This window comes from Xanthomonas sp. F1 (assembly GCF_014199855.1).
The window spans coordinates 829360-848685 of the sequence record NZ_JACHOK010000001.1 but is presented as its reverse complement, the minus strand read 5'-3'; the positions used below and the strand labels follow the sequence as shown (position 1 = coordinate 848685).

The 19326-nt window shown below is 70.1% G+C and carries 10 protein-coding genes; 7 read left to right on the top strand and 3 right to left on the bottom strand.

Going from position 1 to position 19326, the window contains the following annotated elements; all coding sequences use genetic code 11:
- Window positions 1-31: 31 nt before the first annotated feature.
- Together GGR71_RS03495 and GGR71_RS03490 are read left to right on the top strand one after the other, a co-directional pair.
- Complete coding sequence (locus GGR71_RS03495) at window positions 32-2086, top strand: TonB-dependent receptor (protein ID WP_160957269.1); 2055 nt, start codon at window positions 32-34, stop codon at window positions 2084-2086.
- Window positions 2086-3519 (top strand): PepSY-associated TM helix domain-containing protein, encoded by a 1434-nt coding sequence (locus GGR71_RS03490; protein WP_160957270.1) that lies wholly within the window; start codon window positions 2086-2088, stop codon window positions 3517-3519. The genes GGR71_RS03495 and GGR71_RS03490 overlap by 1 nt, the downstream gene beginning before the upstream one ends.
- A gap of 331 nt (window positions 3520-3850) precedes the next feature.
- Here GGR71_RS03490 and GGR71_RS03485 read toward each other — a convergent pair whose 3' ends face one another.
- The 3 genes from GGR71_RS03485 to GGR71_RS03475 form a co-directional block, all read right to left on the bottom strand.
- Window positions 3851-4591, bottom strand: a complete 741-nt coding sequence (locus GGR71_RS03485) for a phosphoadenylyl-sulfate reductase (protein ID WP_160957271.1) — start codon at window positions 4589-4591, stop codon at window positions 3851-3853.
- Window positions 4588-6312: an assimilatory sulfite reductase (NADPH) hemoprotein subunit gene (gene cysI, locus GGR71_RS03480; protein WP_160957272.1), complete on the bottom strand. Its 1725-nt coding sequence runs from the start codon at window positions 6310-6312 to the stop codon at window positions 4588-4590. Before cysI ends, GGR71_RS03485 begins: the two co-directional genes overlap by 4 nt.
- A gap of 141 nt (window positions 6313-6453) precedes the next feature.
- On the bottom strand, window positions 6454-8328 hold the full coding sequence (locus tag GGR71_RS03475; protein ID WP_160957273.1) for an assimilatory sulfite reductase (NADPH) flavoprotein subunit: 1875 nt from the start codon (window positions 8326-8328) through the stop codon (window positions 6454-6456).
- A 195-nt stretch (window positions 8329-8523) separates the two neighbouring features.
- On the opposite strand from GGR71_RS03475, the gene cysD reads away from it, so the two are divergent.
- From cysD to GGR71_RS03450, 5 genes are all read left to right on the top strand, one after another.
- Entirely contained in the window at window positions 8524-9432 is a 909-nt protein-coding gene (cysD, locus tag GGR71_RS03470) for a sulfate adenylyltransferase subunit CysD (RefSeq protein ID WP_160957274.1), read from the top strand.
- The gene (gene cysN, locus GGR71_RS03465; RefSeq protein WP_160957275.1) at window positions 9432-11420 is read left to right on the top strand and encodes a sulfate adenylyltransferase subunit CysN; all 1989 of its coding nucleotides are present in this window, start codon (window positions 9432-9434) and stop codon (window positions 11418-11420) included. The genes cysD and cysN overlap by 1 nt, the downstream gene beginning before the upstream one ends.
- Window positions 11421-12257: 837 nt before the next feature.
- A complete protein-coding gene (locus tag GGR71_RS03460; protein WP_160957276.1) occupies window positions 12258-14936 on the top strand; it encodes a M1 family metallopeptidase in 2679 nt (892 codons plus the stop codon).
- Between the two features lie 163 nt (window positions 14937-15099).
- Window positions 15100-16194, top strand: a complete 1095-nt coding sequence (locus GGR71_RS03455; RefSeq protein WP_160957277.1) for an efflux RND transporter periplasmic adaptor subunit — start codon at window positions 15100-15102, stop codon at window positions 16192-16194.
- Window positions 16191-19316 carry an efflux RND transporter permease subunit gene (locus GGR71_RS03450; RefSeq protein ID WP_160957278.1) on the top strand — a complete coding sequence of 1042 codons (3126 nt, stop codon included), beginning with the start codon at window positions 16191-16193 and terminating at the stop codon, window positions 19314-19316. The genes GGR71_RS03455 and GGR71_RS03450 overlap by 4 nt, the downstream gene beginning before the upstream one ends.
- Window positions 19317-19326: the final 10 nt, after the last annotated feature.

Sequence of the window (19326 nt, the reverse complement as noted above, 5' to 3'; positions counted from 1 at the left end):
CGGCATGTCCTCGTGCCGATGGAGTTTCGCCATGTTCCGCTTTTCTGCCATGCCACCGGTGGTGGCGTGCTGCTGCGTCTGTTTCGCGGCGGCCGCTCCCGCCCATGCCGCCGACGCGCCGCCCGGCGCCGCCGGCGATTCCGTGCTGACCCTGGGCAAGGTCCAGGCCACCTCGCCGCTCGCCGCCGGGTCCAATGCGCGCAGCGTGTTCAGTTCCGTCGACATCCTCGGCGGCGACCTGCTGCAGGACCAGCATGTGGACTACAGCTGGGAGCTGCTGATGCGCGCGCCCGGCGTGCAGGTGACCCAGTTCAAGATGGGCACCGACGCCGGGCGTTTCTCCTTCCGCGGCTTCAATGGCGAAGGCCGGGTCAATGCGGTCAAGCTGCTGATCGACGGTGTGCCCAGCAACGACAATGCCGGCGCCATGCCGTACCTGGATGCGGTGTTCCCGCTGGACATCGCCGCGATCGAGATCGTGCGCGGCACCAACGACCCACGCTACGGGCTGGACGCGATCGCCGGCAGCGTCGACGTGCTGACCCGCAGCGGCGGCAACGACGGCCGCGCCAGCGTCACCGTCGGCAGCTTCGGCACCCGCGAGGTGCAGGCGACGCAGGGCATCGAGCGCGGCGCCTGGAGCCAGAACTATTTCGCCGCCTGGCGCGACAGCGATGGCTACCGCGACCACGCCGATGCGCGCAAGCACGCGTTCGCCGGCAAGTGGTTCTACACCGATCCGGACGGGCGCTGGCGCGCCGGGCTCAGTGCGCGCGACTACCGCAACACGGCGCTGGAGGCGGGGTATCTGGACGAGGTCACCGCGCAGCGTGCGCCGCGCAGTTCCCCCGATTACGCGCGCGACGACCGCAGCCAACGCCACACCACGCAGGTGTCGCTGCACCTGGATGCGCGCCTGGCCGAGACCATCCAGGGCAGCGCCAAGGCCTACTGGAACCGCTACGACAACCAGCGCTGGGTGCGCTTCACCGCCGCCGGCGCGCAGCAGGAACGCGATACCGACGAGCGCCAGCGCGGCGTGCTGGCCAAGCTCAGCTGGCGCCCGGCGCTGGCCCGTGCCGACGCGTTCGCGCTGGAGGGCGGGGTCGATGCGCAGTGGCAGGACAACGGCTCGCAACGCTACCGCACGGTGGCGCGCGTGCGCACCGCGCCGCTGCGCGACTGGAACTTCGATCTGCATACCGAAGGCGCCTACGTGCAGGCGGTGCTGCGCCCGACCGCGCGCCTGCAACTGGTCCCCGGCTACCGGGTGGATCGCGTCGGGGGGCAGTTCCGCGACCTCGCCAGCGGCGCACGCTATCCCGCCTATGCCTACGGCACGATCCGCCAACCCAAGTTCAGCGCGGTGTATGCGCTGACCGCGCAGGCCAGCCTGTACGCCAACATCGGCCGCACCTTCCAGATCGGCAGCGGCAACGGCGCCTATCGCACGCAGGCACGCAACCTGGCGCCGTCCTACAACGATGGCTGGGAGACCGGCCTCAAGTTCGCTGGCGCGCAGCAGCGCTGGGACGCGCGCGTGGCCTACTGGGAACAGCGCGCCTCCGACGAAGTGGCCACCATCCTCGGCGTGAACGGCAGCGTCGGCACTGGCGAGGTCGGCAACGTCGGCAAGACCTTGCGTCGCGGCTGGGATGCGCAACTGAACCTGCGTCCGGATGAGCGCTGGACGCTGTGGTTGGCGTATTCCCGGCAACGCGCGCTCATCGTCACGCCCGACCCGAGTGCGCCTGCCACACGTGGCAAGGAAATCGAGAACGTGCCGCACTACCTGGCCACCGCTGGAGCCGACTGGCAGGCGACGCCGCGGCTGACGCTGTCGGCCTGGGGCAATGCGCAGGGCGACTACTACGTGGAGCGCACGAATGCCCTGGGGCGCTACGGTGGCTATGCGCTGGCGAATCTCGGTGCGACCTGGCGCTGGCGCGCGCAGCGCGAGGTATCGCTGCAATTGAAGAATCTGACCGACCGGCACTATGTCTACTCCTGGTACGACAGCGGATCCTCCGGCTACTCGCCCGGCGATGGCCGCGCGCTGTACGCCACGCTGAGCTGGGGCTGGTGATGGCCGCGCGCGCGCTCACGTCCGATACCGCGCCGGCACGCTTCTACCGCGCGGTGTGGCGCTGGCATTTCTATGCCGGCCTGCTGGTGCTGCCACTGCTGGTCTGGCTGGCGCTGACCGGTGCGGCCTTCGTCTACCAGCAGCCGATCGACCGCTACTTCCACCACGCACTGAAGACCGTGCCGGTGCCGGAGCACGCGCAGACGCTGGCGCCGCAGCGGCTGCTGGACGCGGCGTTGGCCGCGCAACCGGGCCAGGCGCTGCGCTACACCACGCCGCCGCGGCGCGATGCGTCGGCGGAGGTGACCGTCGCCACCGCCGATGGTCGCCACGCGGTCGTGTACGTGGACCCGTACCAAGCGCGGGTGCTGGGCCAGTTGCCCGAGCACGGCACCGTGGCCTGGACGATCCGCCGCCTGCACAGCCTCGACTACGTCGGCTGGTTCGCCAACGCGCTGATCGAAGTGGCCGCGGGCTGGGCGATCCTGCTGGTGTTCACCGGCGTATACCTGTGGTGGCCGCGCGGGCGCCGCGGCGGCGTGACCACGGTGCGGGGGAGGCCGGCGCAGCGCGTGTTCTGGCGCGACCTGCACGCGCTCACCGGCAGCGTGGTCGGAGTGCTGCTGCTGTTCCTGGCGCTGACCGGCATGCCGTGGTCGTGGTTCTGGGGTGCGCAGGTCAATCGCCTGGCCAATGGCCATCATTACGGCTATCCGTCCGGGTTGCGGGTGGATGTGCCGATGTCGACGCAGCGGCTGAGCGAAAGTGAAGTGCCGGCGTGGTCGTTGCGGCAGGCGCGCCTGCCGCAGTCGTCGCTGCCGGCCGCGGACGTGCATGCGGCTCATGGCGCGCATGACGAGCACGGCGCACACGGCGGCATAGCCGGCATGCCGGAGGTCGCGCCGGTGGCCGGCGCGATCGGGCTGGATGCGGCGGTGGCGCGGTTCCAGGCGCGCGGCATCGCGCCGGGCTACAGCGTGGCGCTGCCACGCGGCGTGCGCGGGGTCTTTACCGCCTCGGTGTATCCGCCGGACCTGACGCAACAACGGGTGATCCACCTGGACCAGTACAGCGGCCAGGTACTGCTGGACATGCGCTATGCCGACTACGGCCCGCTGGCCAAGGCGCTGGAGTGGGGCATCAACGTGCACCTGGGCCAGGAGTACGGCGTGCTCAACCAGCTCGTCCTGATCGGCGCCTGCCTGGGCATCGTGCTGTTGTGCGTGAGCGCGGCGGTGATGTGGTGGAAGCGGCGCCCGCAGGGCGGGCTCGGCGTGCCGCCGCTACCGGCGGACCGGCGCACGCTGCGCGGCGTGGTCGCGCTGCTGGTGCTGGGCGGGCTGCTGTTTCCGCTGGTCGGTGTTTCGTTGCTGCTGATGCTGTCGCTGGACTGGGCGCTGGTGCTGCGGCGCGAGCCGGTGGTGGCGGCTTAGGACGTCGGCGCAGAAATGCACTGTTGTTACGCCGCGACAATCCAGCCAGCGAAGCGTCCGACTTGGTTGCAGTCGGGACTGAAGTCCCTCCCACAAGACGGGGCCTTTGGTCAGCTCTGGCGTCCGGATTTGTACAGGAGACACGTGGCTGCCCTTGTAGGAGCGGCTTCAGCCGCGACCGGGCTCTATCGGGAACGCCCGTCGCGGCTGAAGCCGCTCCTGCGAGGGTGTAACGACATGTCCGGTTGCGCTGCGGCAACGTGCGTCGCGGCCGATCCCGCAAACGAGACAAGAACCGCGCCCAAAAAGGCCGGGCGCGTATTCGGGCGCCTCACAGATCCTCGTGGATCCCGCACTCGCGCTTGAGGCCGAAGAAGCGGGTGTCTTCCTCGCGCATGCCCGGTTCCCAGCGGCGGGTGGTGTGGAAATCGCCGATGGAGACATAGCCCTGTTCCCACAGCGGGTGATAGGGCAGGTCGTGCTGCTGCATGTATTGCCACAGGTCGCGATCGCTCCAGTCGGCGATCGGGTTGATCTTGTAGCGTTCGCCGCGCTTCTGCACGAACGGGGTCTGCGCGCGGCTGTCGGACTGGCTGCGGCGCAGACCGGTGAACCAGGTGCCGACCTTCAGCTCGTCCAGGGCGCGGCGCATCGGCTCGACCTTGCGCAGGTTGTTGTACTGCTCGATGCCGACCATGCCCTGTTCCCACAAGCGACCGTGGCGTGCTTCCATCCAGGCGCGGCTGACCAGCGGGCGGTAGATCTTGAGATTGAGCTTGAGCCGCTCGGTCAGCGCGTCGGCGAAACGATAGGTCTCGGCGAACAGGTAGCCGGTGTCGATCAGGATCACCGGGATGTCCGGGCGCTGCCGGGTCAGCAGGTGCAAGGTGGCCGCCGACTGCGCGCCGAAGCTGGACGACAGCGCGGCTTCGGCCGGGCCGTGCTGCAGGGCCCAGGCCACGCGCTCCGACGCGGACAGCGTCGCCAGCAGCGCATTGGCGGCGTCGAGATCCAGGGCGGGCACCGGTGCGTTGGCGGAGGCGTCTTGGGAGGCGGCGGGCAGAGCGCTCATGCGTGCAGTTCCGACGGAATCAGGTGGCGGTGGGTGGGATAGGCGGGCAGGGCGACCACGCCGCTGCGGTGCAGGAAGTCGCCGAAGCGCTCGTTCTCGTCCCGCTCGTTGGCATAGCGCGCGAACAGCGGCTCCAGCGCGGCGAGAATCTCCGGCTCGGCGATGTTCTCGCGGTACAGGGTGTTGAGGCGCTGGCCGCGGTGGTCGCCGCCGAGCATCAGGTTGTAGCGGCCCGGCGCCTTGCCGACCAGGGCGATCTCGGCCAGGTACGGTCGCGAACAGCCGTTCGGGCAGCCGGACAGGCGCAGCAGGATCGGCGCGTCTTCCAGGCCGTGGCGGGCCAGCAGCGGCTGCAGTTGCGCGGCGAAGGCCGGCAGGTAGCGTTCCGCCTCGGCCATGGCCAGGCCGCAGGTGGGCAGCGCCACGCAGGCCATCGCCGCGCGCGCCAGGGCGGTGGGCGCGCGGTTGCCGGCGTCCAGCGCATGCGCGCGCACCAGCGCGTCGATCGCCTCGCGTTGCGTGGCGGGAATGCCAGCGATCACCAGGTTCTGGTTGGCGGTCATGCGGAAGTGCGCGCCGTCGCCGGCCTCGCGCAGGTGCGTCGCGATGGCGCGCAGCCCGCTGAGGTGCTGTGCGCCGTCGGCGTGGTCGGCGATGCGTCCGGCCGGCAGCGACAGGGTCAGGTGCCAGCGGCCGTCTTCGCCGGCGTGCCAGCCGGCGCGGTCGCCGTTGTGCTCGAAGGCGAAGTCGCGCACCGGCTGCAGGCGCACGCCGGCGCGGCGCTCGATCTCCGCCACCACCGTGTCCAGGCCGTGGTCGTCGATGGTGTACTTGAAGCGTGCGCGCTTGCGCACCGTCCGGTTGCCCAGGTCGCGCTGGGTGGTCACCACCGCGGTGGCGACGTCGCGCAACTGCGCGCGCTCGATGAAGCCGACCACGTTGGCCACGCGCGGGTAGGTCTCGGCATCGCCATGGCTGGCGCCCATGCCGCCGCCGAGGCTGACGTTGTAGCCGGCCAGCGTGCCGTCGGCATCGAGCACACCGATGAAACCCAGATCGTTGGCGAACACGTCGACGTCGTTGACCGGCGGCAGCGCGAAGCCGATCTTGAACTTGCGTGGCAGGTAGGCGTTGCCGTAGATCGGCTCCTCCTCCTGGCCGCTGCCGGCGACCTGCTCTTCGTCCAGCCAGATCTCGTAGTAGGCGCGGGTGTTGGGCAGCAGGTGTTCGGACACGCGCGCGGCGTCGGCATAGAGCGTGGCGTGCGCCTGCGAGGCCAGTGGATTGGCGGCGACCTGCACGTTGCGGTTGACGTCGCCGCAGGCGGCCAGGGTATCGATCAGCGCGGCGTTGATCGCTTGCATGGTCGCCTTCAGTTCGCGCTTGATCACTCCGTGGAACTGGAACGCCTGGCGCGTGGTGACGCGCAGCGAGTGGTTGCCGTAGGTGGTGGCGATGGCATCGAGCTTGAGCCACTGCGCCGGCTCGACCACCCCGCCCGGGGTGCGCGTGCGGATCATGAACTGGTAGGCCGGTTCGAGTTTCTGCCGGCGCCGTTCCTCGCGCAGGTCACGGTCGTCCTGCTGGTAGCTGCCGTGGTACTTGATCAGCGTCTGATCGTCCTCGCGCAGCGCCCCGGTGACCGGATCGGCCAGGCTCTGCAGCAGCGACCCGCGCAGCCGCTGGCTGTGGTGCTTGATGTCTTCGACGGAATGGGACATTGAAGGGCCGGGATTCGAGATTGGGGATTCGGGATTAGTGAAGCGAGCAGACGTGTGCCGACGGATCAGGACCTTCGACAGCACCAGGCGCAGGAACAGCGGCTCTTGCGAATCCCCAATCCCGAATCCCGAATCCCCGCCTCAATAGACATCACGCGCATACCGCCCCTCCCGCTGCAGCTGGCTGAGGTAGGCGGCGGCGTCCTCGGGGCTGTGGGCGCCGTGTTCAGCGACGAGGTCCAGCAGGGTGGCGTGCACGTCCTTGCCCATGGCGATGGCGCCGCACACGTACAGATGGGCGCCGTTCTGCAGCCAGTCGTAGACGGCGCGGCCGTGTTCGCGCAGGCGCTGCTGCACGTACACCTTGGACGGGGCAGCGCTGCCGCGCAGCGGTTGCACGTCGCGCGAGAACGCCAGGTCCAGCCGGTGCAGTTCGCCGTTGCGCAGCGCCTGCTGCCACTCGGCCTGGTAGAGGAAGTCGCGGTTGAAGTGGCGGGCGCCGAAGAACAGCCAGTTGCGGCCGCTGGCGCCGCTCTCGGCGCGTTCCTGCACGAAGCCGCGGAACGGCGCCACGCCTGTGCCGGGGCCGATCATCAGGATGTCGCGGCTGCCGTCGGCCGGCACCCGGAAGCGCTCGTTGGGTTCGATGTACACCGGCGCGCTGTCGCCCTCGGCCAGGGCGGCCAGGTAGCCGCTGGCGGCGCCACCATGGGCATGGCCGTGGGCGTCGTAGGCGAGGACGTCGACGGTGAGGTGGGCTTCGTCGCCGACCCGCTTGCGGCTGGAGGCGATCGAGTACAGGCGCGGGACCATCGGCCGCAGCGCCTGCAGCAGCGCGGCGTGGTCCCAATCCGCCGGCCAGCGGCGCAGCACGTCGATCACTTGATGATCGGCGAGCAACGCCGCCAGGCCGGCGGTCTGGGTGGGGTCGAGCAGCTCGGCCAGCGCGGGCGCGCCGGCGCGTTCGGCCACCGCGCTGAGCAACGGGCGCGAGGCCCGGGTCAGTTCGCGATGGCCGGCGAGCCACTCGTGCAGGGACAGAGTCTGCCCATCGGCAGTGAGTTCGACGTGACCATCCAGTCGCGTCGCGGTCAACACCGCCTCGACCAGCGCGGGCGGGTTGCGATGGCGCACGCCCAGGGCGTCGCCGGGTTCGTAGTGCAGGCCGCTGCCGGCCAGCGACAGTTCTAGGTGGCGCACGTCCCTGTCGGCCGGACCGTGCGCGGCGTAGCGCGGCCCCTTGAAGTCGCGGCCGCTGATCGGCTGGTTGGCCAGCACCTCGGCGGCGAACGGCTGGCTGCGGCTCCACGGCGCGGCCACCGCGCCACGCAGCGGGGTCACCGTGGCCGACGGCACCGCAGGCGTGCGGCCCAGCACGTCACGTGCCTGCGCCAGCGCCTGCGCGCGCCATGGCGCCGCCACCGTCTCGATCTCCAGGTCGGCCTCGCCCAGCGGCAGCAGTCGCTGCGCGCCGAGTTCGGCCAGGCGCGCGTCCAGGCGCCGGGCGATGCCGCAGAAATCGGCGTAGCTGGAATCGCCCAGGCCGAGCACGGCGTACTGCAGCTGCGGTAGCTTTGGCGCGCGCCGGCCCTGCAGGAACTCGACGAAGCCGATCGCATCGTCCGGCGGGTCGCCCTCGCCCTGGGTGCTGATGACCACGTAGAGCAGGCGTTCGTTGCCCAGCTCGCGCGTGGGATAGGCGTCGGCGCGCAGCAGGCGCACCGCCAGGCCGGCGGCCTCGGCCTCGGCGGCCACCTGTTCGGCGGCGCGGCGCGCGTTGCCGGTCTGGCTGCCGTAGACGATGCTCAGTTGCGGTGCGGGCGAGGGCGCCGCGGCGGCGCCGGCGACCACGGCCAGCGCCGGCGTCGCCGGGCCCTGCGCCTGGGCCAGGCCGGCGGCGTAGCCGGACAGCCACCACAGGCCGGCCGCATCCAGACCCTCCACGGTCCGCGCCAGCAGTGCCTTGCGCTCCTCGGGCAAGGGGCTGGGCGGCAACGCGGGCGAGGCGGCGGTCATGGCCGGTCCGGGTGTTGGGAAGGGATGACCGATGTTAGGGAAGCGTTGCGCGGGGCAGAAAGGAACAGGGGTTATCGGCTCATGCCCGGGGCTTATTTCTGCCGGGCGGCCGGCGCGACGCACACTGCCGCCCCGACTGCCACGACCGCTGCTACGCTTCGGTCCGGTCTCCCACTGGCTGCTGCCGCCGTCTCGATGAGTTCGCCCGTCCTGTCCCACCTCGACCGCCTCGAGGCCGAGAGCATCCACATCCTGCGCGAGGTCGCTGCCGAGTTCCGCAACCCGGTGCTGCTGTATTCGGTGGGCAAGGACAGCTCGGTGCTACTGCATCTGCTGCTCAAGGCGTTCGCGCCGGCGCCGCCGCCGATCCCGCTGCTGCACGTGGACACGCGCTGGAAGTTCAGCGAGATGATCGCCTTCCGCGACCGCCGCGCCGCCGAGACCGGCGTGGAGTTGCGCGTGCACATCAATCCCGACGGCGTTGCCCAGGACATCGGCCCGTTCACCCACGGCGCCAGCGTGCACACCGACGTGATGAAGACGCAGGCGCTGAAGCAGGCGCTGGACCTGTGGAAGTTCGATGCCGCCATCGGCGGCGCGCGCCGCGACGAGGAGAAGGCGCGGGCCAAGGAGCGCGTGTTCTCGTTCCGCAACGCGCACCACCGCTGGGATCCCAAGCAGCAGCGTCCGGAGCTGTGGAATCTGTACAACCCGCGGATCCATCCCGGCGAGAGCGTGCGCGTGTTCCCGCTGTCCAACTGGACCGAACTGGACATCTGGCTGTACATCTACCGCGAGGCGATTCCGGTGGTGCCGCTGTACTTCGCCGCCGAACGCCTGGTGGTGGAACGCGACGGCGCGCTGATCATGGTCGACGACGCGCGCCTGCCGCTGCGTCCCGGCGAAACCCCGCAACTGCGGCGCGTGCGCTTCCGTACCCTCGGCTGCTACCCGCTGACCGGCGCGATCGCGTCGCAGGCCGACACCCTGGAGAAGATCATCGCCGAGATGCTGCAGGCCACCACCTCCGAACGCCAGGGCCGGATCATCGACAAGGATCCGGGTGCGTCGATGGAGCAGAAGAAGGTGGAGGGCTATTTTTGATGAGTCGGGAGTCGGGATTCGGGATTCGGGATTCGCAAGAGCGGGGTTTCGCGAGTGAGGCGGCATCGGGAGGAGACGCTGTTGCGAATCCCCAATCCCGACTCCCCAATCCCGTAGACGGCGACGCAGTCGCCGCCTACCTGCAACAACACGAACACAAGCCGCTGCTGCGCTTCATCACCTGCGGCAGCGTCGACGACGGCAAGAGCACGCTGATCGGGCGCTTGCTGTACGACAGCAAGCGTCTGTTCGACGACCAGTTGGCCGCGCTCGGTGCCGACAGCAAGCGCCACGGCACCCGCGGCGGGGCCATCGACTATGCGTTGCTGCTGGACGGCCTTGCCGCCGAGCGCGAGCAGGGCATCACCATCGACGTGGCCTACCGCTATTTCGATACCGACCGGCGCAAGTTCATCGTCGCCGACTGCCCGGGGCATGCGCAGTACACCCGCAACATGGCCACCGGCGCCTCCACCGCCGACGTGGCGGTGGTGCTGGTGGATGCTACCAAGGGCGTGTTGACCCAGACGCGACGGCACAGCTACATCGTCGCGCTGCTGGGCATCCGCCACGTGGTGCTGGCGGTCAACAAGATGGACCTAGTCGACTTCGCGCAGGAGACGTTCGAGGCCATCGCCGCCGAGTACCGCGCGCTCGCCGCGCAGTTGGGCATCCCTGACGTGCAGTGCATTCCGCTGTCGGCGCTGGAGGGCGACAACCTGTCGCAGCGTTCGGCGCGCATGCCCTGGTATGCCGGCCCGGCGCTGCTCGAACATCTGGAAGGTGTGCAGCTGGACGCGCGCAGCGGCGACGGCGGCCTGCGTCTGCCGGTGCAGTGGGTCAACCGCCCGAATGCGCAGTTTCGCGGCTTCGCCGGCACCGTGGCGGCAGGCGCGGTGCAGCCCGGCGATGCGGTGGTGGTGTTGCCGTCGGCGCGGCGCGCGCAGGTGGCGCAGGTGCTGATCGGCGCCGAACCGGTGCCGCGCGCGGTGGCCGGGCAGGCGGTGACGCTGACCCTGACCGAGGAGATCGACGTCAGCCGCGGCGACGTCATCGCCGCCGCCGGCGATCCGCCGGAGGTGGCCGACCAGTTCGCCGCGCACGTGCTATGGATGGACGATGCCGCGCTGCTGCCCGGTCGCCCGTACTGGCTGAAGATCGGCGCACGCACCGTGGCCGCCAGCATCACCGAGATCAAGCACCGCATCGACGTCAACACGCAGGAGCGGCTGGCGGCCAAGCGCCTGGAACTCAACGAGGTCGGCTACTGCAACCTGGCGCTGGACCAGCCGATCCCCTTCGCTCCGTACACGCAGGACCGCACGCTCGGCGGCTTCATCCTGATCGACCGCCACAGCAACGCCACCGTCGCCGCCGGCACCCTGGATTTCGCGCTGCGCCGCGCCGGCAACGTGCATTGGCAGCACTTGGACGTGGACAAGGCCGCGCGCGCGCGGATCAAGGGCCAGACGCCGAAGGTGCTGTGGTTCACCGGCCTGTCCGGCGCCGGCAAGTCGACCATCGCCAACCTGGTCGACAAGCGCCTGCACGCGCTGGGCTACCACACCTTCATCCTCGACGGCGACAACGTCCGCCATGGGTTGAACCGCGACCTGGGCTTCACCGACGAGGACCGCGTCGAGAACATTCGCCGCGTCGCCGAAGTGGCCAGGCTGATGACCGACGCCGGCCTGATCGTGCTGGTCAGCTTCATCTCACCATTCCGCGCCGAGCGGCAACTGGCGCGCGAGCGCTTTAGCGAGGGCGAATTCCTCGAGGTGTTCGTCGACGTGCCGCTGCCGGTGGCCGAGGCGCGCGACATCAAGGGCCTGTACGCCAAGGCGCGCGCCGGCCTGATTCCCAATTTCACCGGCATCGATTCGCCATACGAGGCGCCGGAGCAGCCGGAACTGCATCTGCATGCCGACGGCGACAATGCCGAAGCGCTGGCCGCGCAGGTACTGACGGCGCTGGGGCTGCAGGACTGATGAAGGGAGCGCGGCGTTGCCGCTAGCGTGCCGATGTCGATCATGTCGCCGTGCCCCCTCTAGCGTCCTGTGTAGGAGCGGCTTCGGCCGCGACTAGGCATTCCCGGTAACGTCCGGTCGCGGCTGAAGCCGCTCCTATAATCCAACTGCCGCCGCAATAAAATGAGCCACAGCAACGGCTTTCGCCCTTGCGGGCGAGTTGCTTTGATCAGCCGTCGGCTGCTGAGAAGCGCTTCTTTGCTCGCGCAAAGGAAGGTAACCAAAAGAAGCGCTTTACCACAGCCGAGGGCTGGCCAAGCACGCCCTGCCTTGCGCCCTCTGCGCGTTGCGCTACGGGTCTGCGTCCATCACGGGGATCCGCGGAAGGGGCATCCTGCCCTTGCCGCGGACGGCGTACCTCCATGTACGCCGCCCTTCGGGTTTTTCCCGGCGATGGCCGCCGCTGCGGAAGAGAACCCAGCAAGTCAAAAGCCGAAGCAACAGCGATAGCAAAGCGAATGCGCTGCACTTGGTGGCCACGTCGCCTGTTGATCGTGATGGGCACGCGCCGACGCTGGCTTCCGCAGCAGCCGCAGGCGCCGTTCGCGCATGCGGAACGACTCCTGCCGGGACTTGCAATATGTTGGCTGAGTTCACTGTGGGAGGGACTTCAGTCCCGACGCCTTTCAAGGGTGGGGGCACAGCAGGAATCGTTCGTCGCGGCTGCATGACAGGTGATTCCTACGACGAACTGCACCCCCGCGCGAGCGCTAGTGTTGCCCCACTGGCCGTCATCAAGTGACAGCCGCGGCCGCGCATGCTTAAGTCGTCGCCCTCCTCATCGGCGAAGGCCCGTCCATGCCAGCTCTGTCCCGTCGCGTGCTGTTCTCCGCCCTCGCGCTGTGCTGCGGCGCGGCCTGCGCGCAGGCGCCCGATGCGGTGCCGACCGGGCGTCTGCCGGATTGGGCGGTGCCCGAGCACTATGCGCTGGACCTGAAGATCGATCCGGAGCGCACCGACTTCGACGGCACCGCCACCCTGCGCGTGCGCCTGGAGCGCGCGTCCGACCATCTGTGGCTGCACGGCAAGGAATTGCGGGTGAACAAGGCCACGCTGCGCACCGCCGATGGCGCGTCGTTCCCGGTGCGCTACACCGAGGCCGACGCGCAGGCCGGTGTGGTCCGCATCGCCTTCGGGCGCACCCTGCAGCCGCAGGAGCTGACCCTCACCATCGTCTACAGCGCGCCGTTCAACCAGCAGTTGCAGGGCCTGTACCAGGTCAAGGCGCAGGGGCATGCCTACGCGTTGACGCAGATGGAGCCGATCAGTGCGCGCTATGCGTTTCCCGGCTTCGACGAGCCGGCGCTGAAGATGCCGTTCGCGCTGCGCCTGACCGTGCCCGAGGGCGAGCAGGCGCTGGCCAATACCCGTGCCGCGTCCACCGAACCGGCCGGCAAGGGCTGGAAGACGGTGCGCTTCGCCGAGACCGTGCCGCTGCCAACCTACCTGGTGGCGTATGCGGTCGGGCCGTGGGACGTGGTCGACGGGCCGGCCTTGCCGGCCACGCCGCAGCGCCCGCAATCGATCCCGCTGCGCGGCGTGGCCGCGCACGGGCAGGGGCCGCACATCCAGCGTGCGTTGCAGCAGACGCCGGAGATCATCGCCGCGCTGGAGGACTATTACGACTTCGGCTATCCGTTCGACAAGCTGGACCTGGTGGCCGCGCCGGACTTCTCCGCCGGCGCGATGGAGAACCCCGGCTTCGTCACCTTCCGCGACTGGCTGTTGCTGCTGGACGACGATTCGCCGCGGCACAACGTCGAGGGCTCGTTCAACGTTACCGCGCACGAACTGGCGCACCAGTGGACCGGCGATACGGTGACCATGGCCTGGTGGAACGACCTGTGGCTCAACGAAGCCTTTGCCACGTGGATGCAGCAGAAGATCACCATGCGCCTGCGTCCGCAGTACCGCGCCGACCTGGACCGCATCAGTGCCGCGCAGGATGCGATGAACAATGACAGCCTGGTCAGCGCGCGCAAGATCCGCCAGCCGATCACCGGCAACGGCGACATCGAGACCGCCTTCGACAGCATCACCTACCGCAAGGGCGCCGCGGTGCTGGGCATGTTCGAGCAGTTCGTCGGCGAGGACACCTTCCGCAGCGGCATGCGCCGCTACATCCGCGCGCACCGCTTCGGCAACGCGACTGCCGACGATCTGGTCGACGCCATCGCCGCCGCGGCCGGCAAGGGCGCCGACTTCAAGGCCGCGTTCCGCAGCTTCCTCGATCAGCCGGGCGTGCCCTACCTGCAGGCGCGTTTGCAGCCGGCAACGGACGCTGCGGTGCTGCAGCTGCACCAGCAGCGCTTCCTGCCGCTGGGCTCGCGCGGCAGTGCCGCGCAGACCTGGGGCGTGCCGGTGTGCGTCAAGTACGGCACGCGCCAGGGCGTGCGCCGCGCCTGCCAGATGCTGTCCGCCAGCGATGGCCGCCTCGTGCTAGCCGGCGCCGATGCCGACAGCTGGGTAATGCCCAATGCCGGCGGCACCGGCTACTACCGCTTCGCCCTGCCCAAGCCGCAACTGGCCGCGCTCGGCCGCCATCTCGATGCGCTCGACGATGCCGAGAAGCTGGCCTATGCCGATGCCATCGACAGCGCGTTCCGCACCGGCGATGCCGACACCGCCGACGTGATCGCGGCGATGCAGCAGCTGGCGCCGGCCAGGGCCACGGCGGTGGCCACCGCGATGAACGACCGCATCGCCTGGATCTGGCGGGTGCTGGTGCGCGACGACGCGCAGCGCGCCATGCTGCGCCAGGCCACCGAGGCCGCGTTCGGCGCACGCCTGCAGGCGCTGGGCGATCAGCGCCGCGCCGGCGACAGCGACGACGACGTGGCGCTGCGCTCCAACCTGGCCGAACTGCTCGGGGTCACCATGGGCGTGCCGGCGGTGCGGCAGGCGCTGCTGGCCCAGGGCGATGCGGTGCTGGCCGGCAAGGGCGGCGCGCCGGCGTTCGCCGCCGCCAATCCCGATCTGCTCGGCGCGGCATTGACGGTGGCGGTGCAGGCGCGCGGCGCGCCGGCGGTGGACGCGTTGATCGCCGTCCTGCGTGCTCATGGCGATCCGGCCCAGCGCAACGCGATGATCGAAGCGCTCGGCGCCGTGCGCGATCCGCAGCAGTTGCAGAAGGTGCGCGATTTCGCCCTGACCGATGCGATCAAGGTTGGCGAGATGAATAGCCTGCTGATGGGTGGACACGCCGAGCCAGCCACGCATGCCTCGATGTGGCCGTGGTACACCGCCAACTTCGAACGCATCGTGGCGCGCTCCGGCTCGTTCGACGGCGGTCGCTTGCCGGCGCTGGCCGCCAGCGGTGGCTGCGACGCCGCCGAAGCGGATCGGCTGGAGGCGTTCTTCACGCCGCGGCTGAAGACGCTCAGCGGCGCCGATCGCGGCCTGGCGCAGACCGCCGAAACGATTCGCCTGTGCAGTGCGCTGCGCGAGCGGCAGCACCTCGCCGTCGCGCCGCGCTAATCGTGCCGAACGGGCGCGGCGCACGCCGCGCCACGCGTGCGCTGCGTCTCATCGCGCAGCGCATGCATTGGCCGGCAAGGGTCGTCGGTCATGGTCGCGGTGTGTCAACGCTCGTCACGCCGGGCCGTTAGACTGGGTCGAACTCCACGCGTCCGGGATCTCCATGCCGCACCGACCACGCGCCGGCGTCCGCCTGGTGTGTCTCCTGTTGTCGTCGATCGTGCTTGCCGGCTGCGGCAAGCCGCCGGCACCGGCGAGCGCCAGCACCGCGGTTCCGGTGACGCTGCAGACGGTGCAGCCGCGCGACTGGAACGACAGCCTGTCCTCGCTGGGCACGGTCAAGGCGCGCGAATCGGTGACGCTGACCGCCAAGGTCAGCGAGATCGTGGAGCGCGTGCATTTCGAGAGTGGGCAGGAAGTGGCGGCCGGGGCGCCGCTGGTGACGCTGCGCGGGCAAGGCCAGCAGGCGGCGCTGCGCGAGGCCGAAGCGACGTTCACCGAGGCCGAGCAACTGTACCGGCGACAGAGCGAACTGGTCGGGCGGCAACTGGTGTCGCGCGCGCAACTGGACACGCAACGCGCGCTGCGCGATGCCGCGCAGGCGCGGGTGCTGCAGATGCGTGCGGAGATCGGCGACCGCAGCGTGCGTGCGCCGTTCGCCGGCGTGCTCGGCTTGCGCCAGGTCAGCCCCGGCGCGCTGCTGACGCCGGACGCCACCATCGCCACGCTCGACGACGTGGCCCAGGTCTACGTGGATTTCCAGGTGCCGGAGGCGGCGCTGTCGACGGTGAAGGCGGGCGATGCCGTCGGCGGCCGCAGCGTGGCCTATCCGGGACGCGCGTTCGAAGGCAAGGTCGCCACGGTGGACGCACGCGTGGACAGTGCCACTCGCGCGGTCACCGTGCGCGCCGCGTTCGACAACGCCGACCGCGCGCTGCGCCCGGGCATGCTGATGGACGTGCGCCTGTATCGGCCTGCCCGGCAGGCGCTGGTGATCCCGGAGATCGCGGTGGTGCAGGTGGGGCGCGATGCGTTCGTGTACCGGGTCGGCGCCGACGCCACCGTGGCGCGCGCCGATGTGCGCACCGGCGCGCGCCGCGACGGCCTGGTCGAGATCGTCGACGGCCTGCAGCCCGGCCAGCGCATCGTGGTCGAGGGCACCGGCAAGCTGCGGCCGGGCGTGACGGTGGTCGATGCCGCCGCCGCTGACGGCGATGGCGCGCGCAGCGGCAGCGCCGCGGCGGACCTGGCGCGATGAAGCTGTCCGACGTCTCGATCACCCGGCCGGTGTTCGCCGCGGTGATGAGCCTGTTGCTGGTGGTGTTGGGGGTGATGGCGTACAGCCGGCTGACCCTGCGCGAGCTGCCGGCGATCGATCCGCCGATCGTGTCGGTGGACGTGCGCTATCCCGGCGCCTCGGCCGCAGTGGTGGAAAGCCGCATCACCCAGGTGCTGGAGGACGCGCTGGCCGGTATCGAAGGCATCGAGACGATCCAGGCGCGCAGTTCCAACGGCGTGGCCGACATCAGCCTGGAGTTCCGCGCCACCCGCGACATCGAGGCCGCCGCCAACGATGTGCGCGACGCAGTCAGCCGCGTGCTCGACCGCCTGCCCGACGAGGCCGACGCGCCGGAGATCGCAAAGGTCGAGGCCGATGCAGATGCCATCCTGTGGCTCAACATGAGCTCCAGCACGATGGACGCGCTGCAGCTGTCCGACTACGCCGAACGCTACGTGGTGGATCGCCTGTCCAGCATCGACGGCGTCGCCCAGGTGCGCCTGGGCGGGCGCCAGCGCTACGCGATGCGGATCTGGCTGGATCGCGACCAGCTGGCGGCGCGCGAGCTCACCGTGACCGACGTGGAGAATGCGCTGGCCCGCGAGAACGTGGAGCTGCCGGCGGGCCGCCTGGAATCGGCCGACCGCGACTTCACCCTGCGCGTGGAGCGCAACTACCGCACGCCGGCGGACTTCGCCGCCATCCCGCTGGGCAAGGGCCGCGACGGCTACGTGGTGCGGCTGGGCGACGTGGCCAAGGTGGAACTGGCCTCGGCCGAACGCCGCGCCTACTTCCGCAGCAACGGCGTGCCCAACGTCGGCCTGGGCATCGTCAAGACCTCCACCGCCAACAGCCTGGACGTGGCCCGCGCCGCGCGCGCGGCCGCGCAGCAGATCCAGCAGACCCTGCCCAAGGGCACGCAGATCTTCGTGGCCTTCGATTCCACCGTGTTCATCGATGCTTCGGTGGAACGCGTCTACCACACCCTGATCGAAGCGGTGGTGCTGGTGCTGGTGGTGATCTGGCTGTTCCTGGGCAGCGTGCGCGCGGCGCTGATTCCGGCGGTGACGGTGCCGGTGTGCCTGGTGGCCGCGTTCATCGCGTTGTACGCGTTCGGCTTCTCGATCAACCTGCTGACGCTGCTCGCGTTGGTGTTGTGCATCGGCCTGGTGGTGGACGATGCGATCGTGGTGGTGGAGAACATCCAGCGCCGCGTCGACCTGGGCGAACCGGCGCTGGTGGCGGCGCGGCGCGGCACCGCGCAAGTCGCCTTCGCGGTGATCGCCACCACCGCGGTGCTGGTGGCGGTGTTCCTGCCGGTCGGCTTCCTCGAAGGCAACACCGGGCGCCTGTTCCGCGAACTGGCGGTGGCGCTGGCCGCGGCGGTGGCGATCTCCGCCTTCGTCGCGCTGACCCTGACCCCGATGATGTCGTCCAAGCTGCTCAAGGCGCATGCGCGCGAGAAGCCCAACCGCGTGCATGGCTGGGTCGAGGCGCGGCTGCAGGGGCTGAGCGCGCGCTATCGGCGCGTGCTCGAGCGCCACGTCGGCCGTGCCTGGCTGTTCGGTGCGCTGATGCTGGCGGCGCTGCTGGCCAGCGCGCTGCTGGCGCGGATCATCCCCTCGGAACTGGCGCCGGCCGAGGACCGCGGCTCGTTCCAGGTGATGATCGATGCACCGGAGGGCGCAGGCTTCGACTACACGGTGGGGCAGATGCACCAGGTCGAGGCCATCCTCGACCGCCACCGCGGCGATGGCCAGCCGATCGCGCGCGCCAACCCGCGCGTGCCAGGCAGCTTCGGCGCCAGCGAGGAGATGCACACCGGCCGGGTCAGCGTGTTCCTGCGCGACTGGAGCGAGCGCGACGTGGCCACCGCCGACGTCGCCGCGACGCTGCAGGACGAACTGAGCGCTTTGCCCGGCGTGCGTGCGCGTACCCAGGTCGGCGGCGGCCTGGTCAACAGCCGCGGGCAACCGTTCCAGATCGTGCTCGGTGGCCCCGACTACGCCGAGATCGCGCAATGGCGCGACCGCCTGCTCGCGCGCATCGCCGACAACCCCGGCCTGGTTGGCGCCGATTCGGACTACAAGGAAACCCGGCCGCAGATGCGCGTGGAGATCGACCGCCAGCGCGCAGCCGACCTCGGCGTACCGGTGACCGAGATCGGCCGCGCGCTGGAGACGTTGATGGGTTCGCGCCAGGTCACCACCTTCGTCGACAATGGCGAGGAGTACGACGTGATGCTGCAGGCCAGCCGCGACGGCCGCGCCGATCCGGCCGACCTGGCGGCGATCCGGGTGCGCGCCGACAGCGGCCAGCTGATCCCGCTGTCCAACCTGGTGACCCTGCGCGAAGTCGCCGAGCCGGGCAACCTGCACCGCTTCAACCGCCTGCGCGCGATCACCATCAATGCCGGCCTGGCCCCGGGCTATCCGCTCGGCGAGGCGATCGCCTGGGCGCAGCAGGTGGCGCGCGAGGAACTGCCCGATTACGCGCAGCTCGACTGGAAGGGCGAATCGCGCGAGTACCAGAAGGCCGGCGGCGCGGTGCTGCTGACCTTCGCCCTGGCATTGCTGATCGTGTACCTGGTGCTGGCGGCGCAGTTCGAGAGCTTCATCCACCCGCTGGTGATCATGCTGACCGTGCCGCTGGGCGCGCTCGGCGCGCTGATCGGCCTGGCGATCAGCGGCGGCACGCTCAACCTGTTCAGCCAGATCGGCATCGTGATGCTGGTCGGGCTGGCGGCCAAGAACGGCATCCTGATCGTCGAGTTCGCCAACCAGCTGCGCGATGCCGGGCGCAGCGTGCGCGAGGCCATCGTCGAAGCGTCGGCGGTGCGCCTGCGGCCGATCCTGATGACCTCGCTGGCCACCGTGGTCGGTGCGATCCCGCTGGTGGTCGCCGGCGGCCCGGGTTCGGCCAGCCGCGCCACCATCGGCATCGTGGTGATCTTCGGCGTATCGGTGTCCACGCTGCTGTCGCTGTTCGTGGTGCCGGCGTTCTATGCGTTGCTGGCGCCGTACACGCGCTCGCCGGATGCGGTGCAGCAGCGCCTGCAGCAACTGGAGGCGCAGACGCCCTCGGTCGGCGGCCACGCCTGAGCGAGGCCGC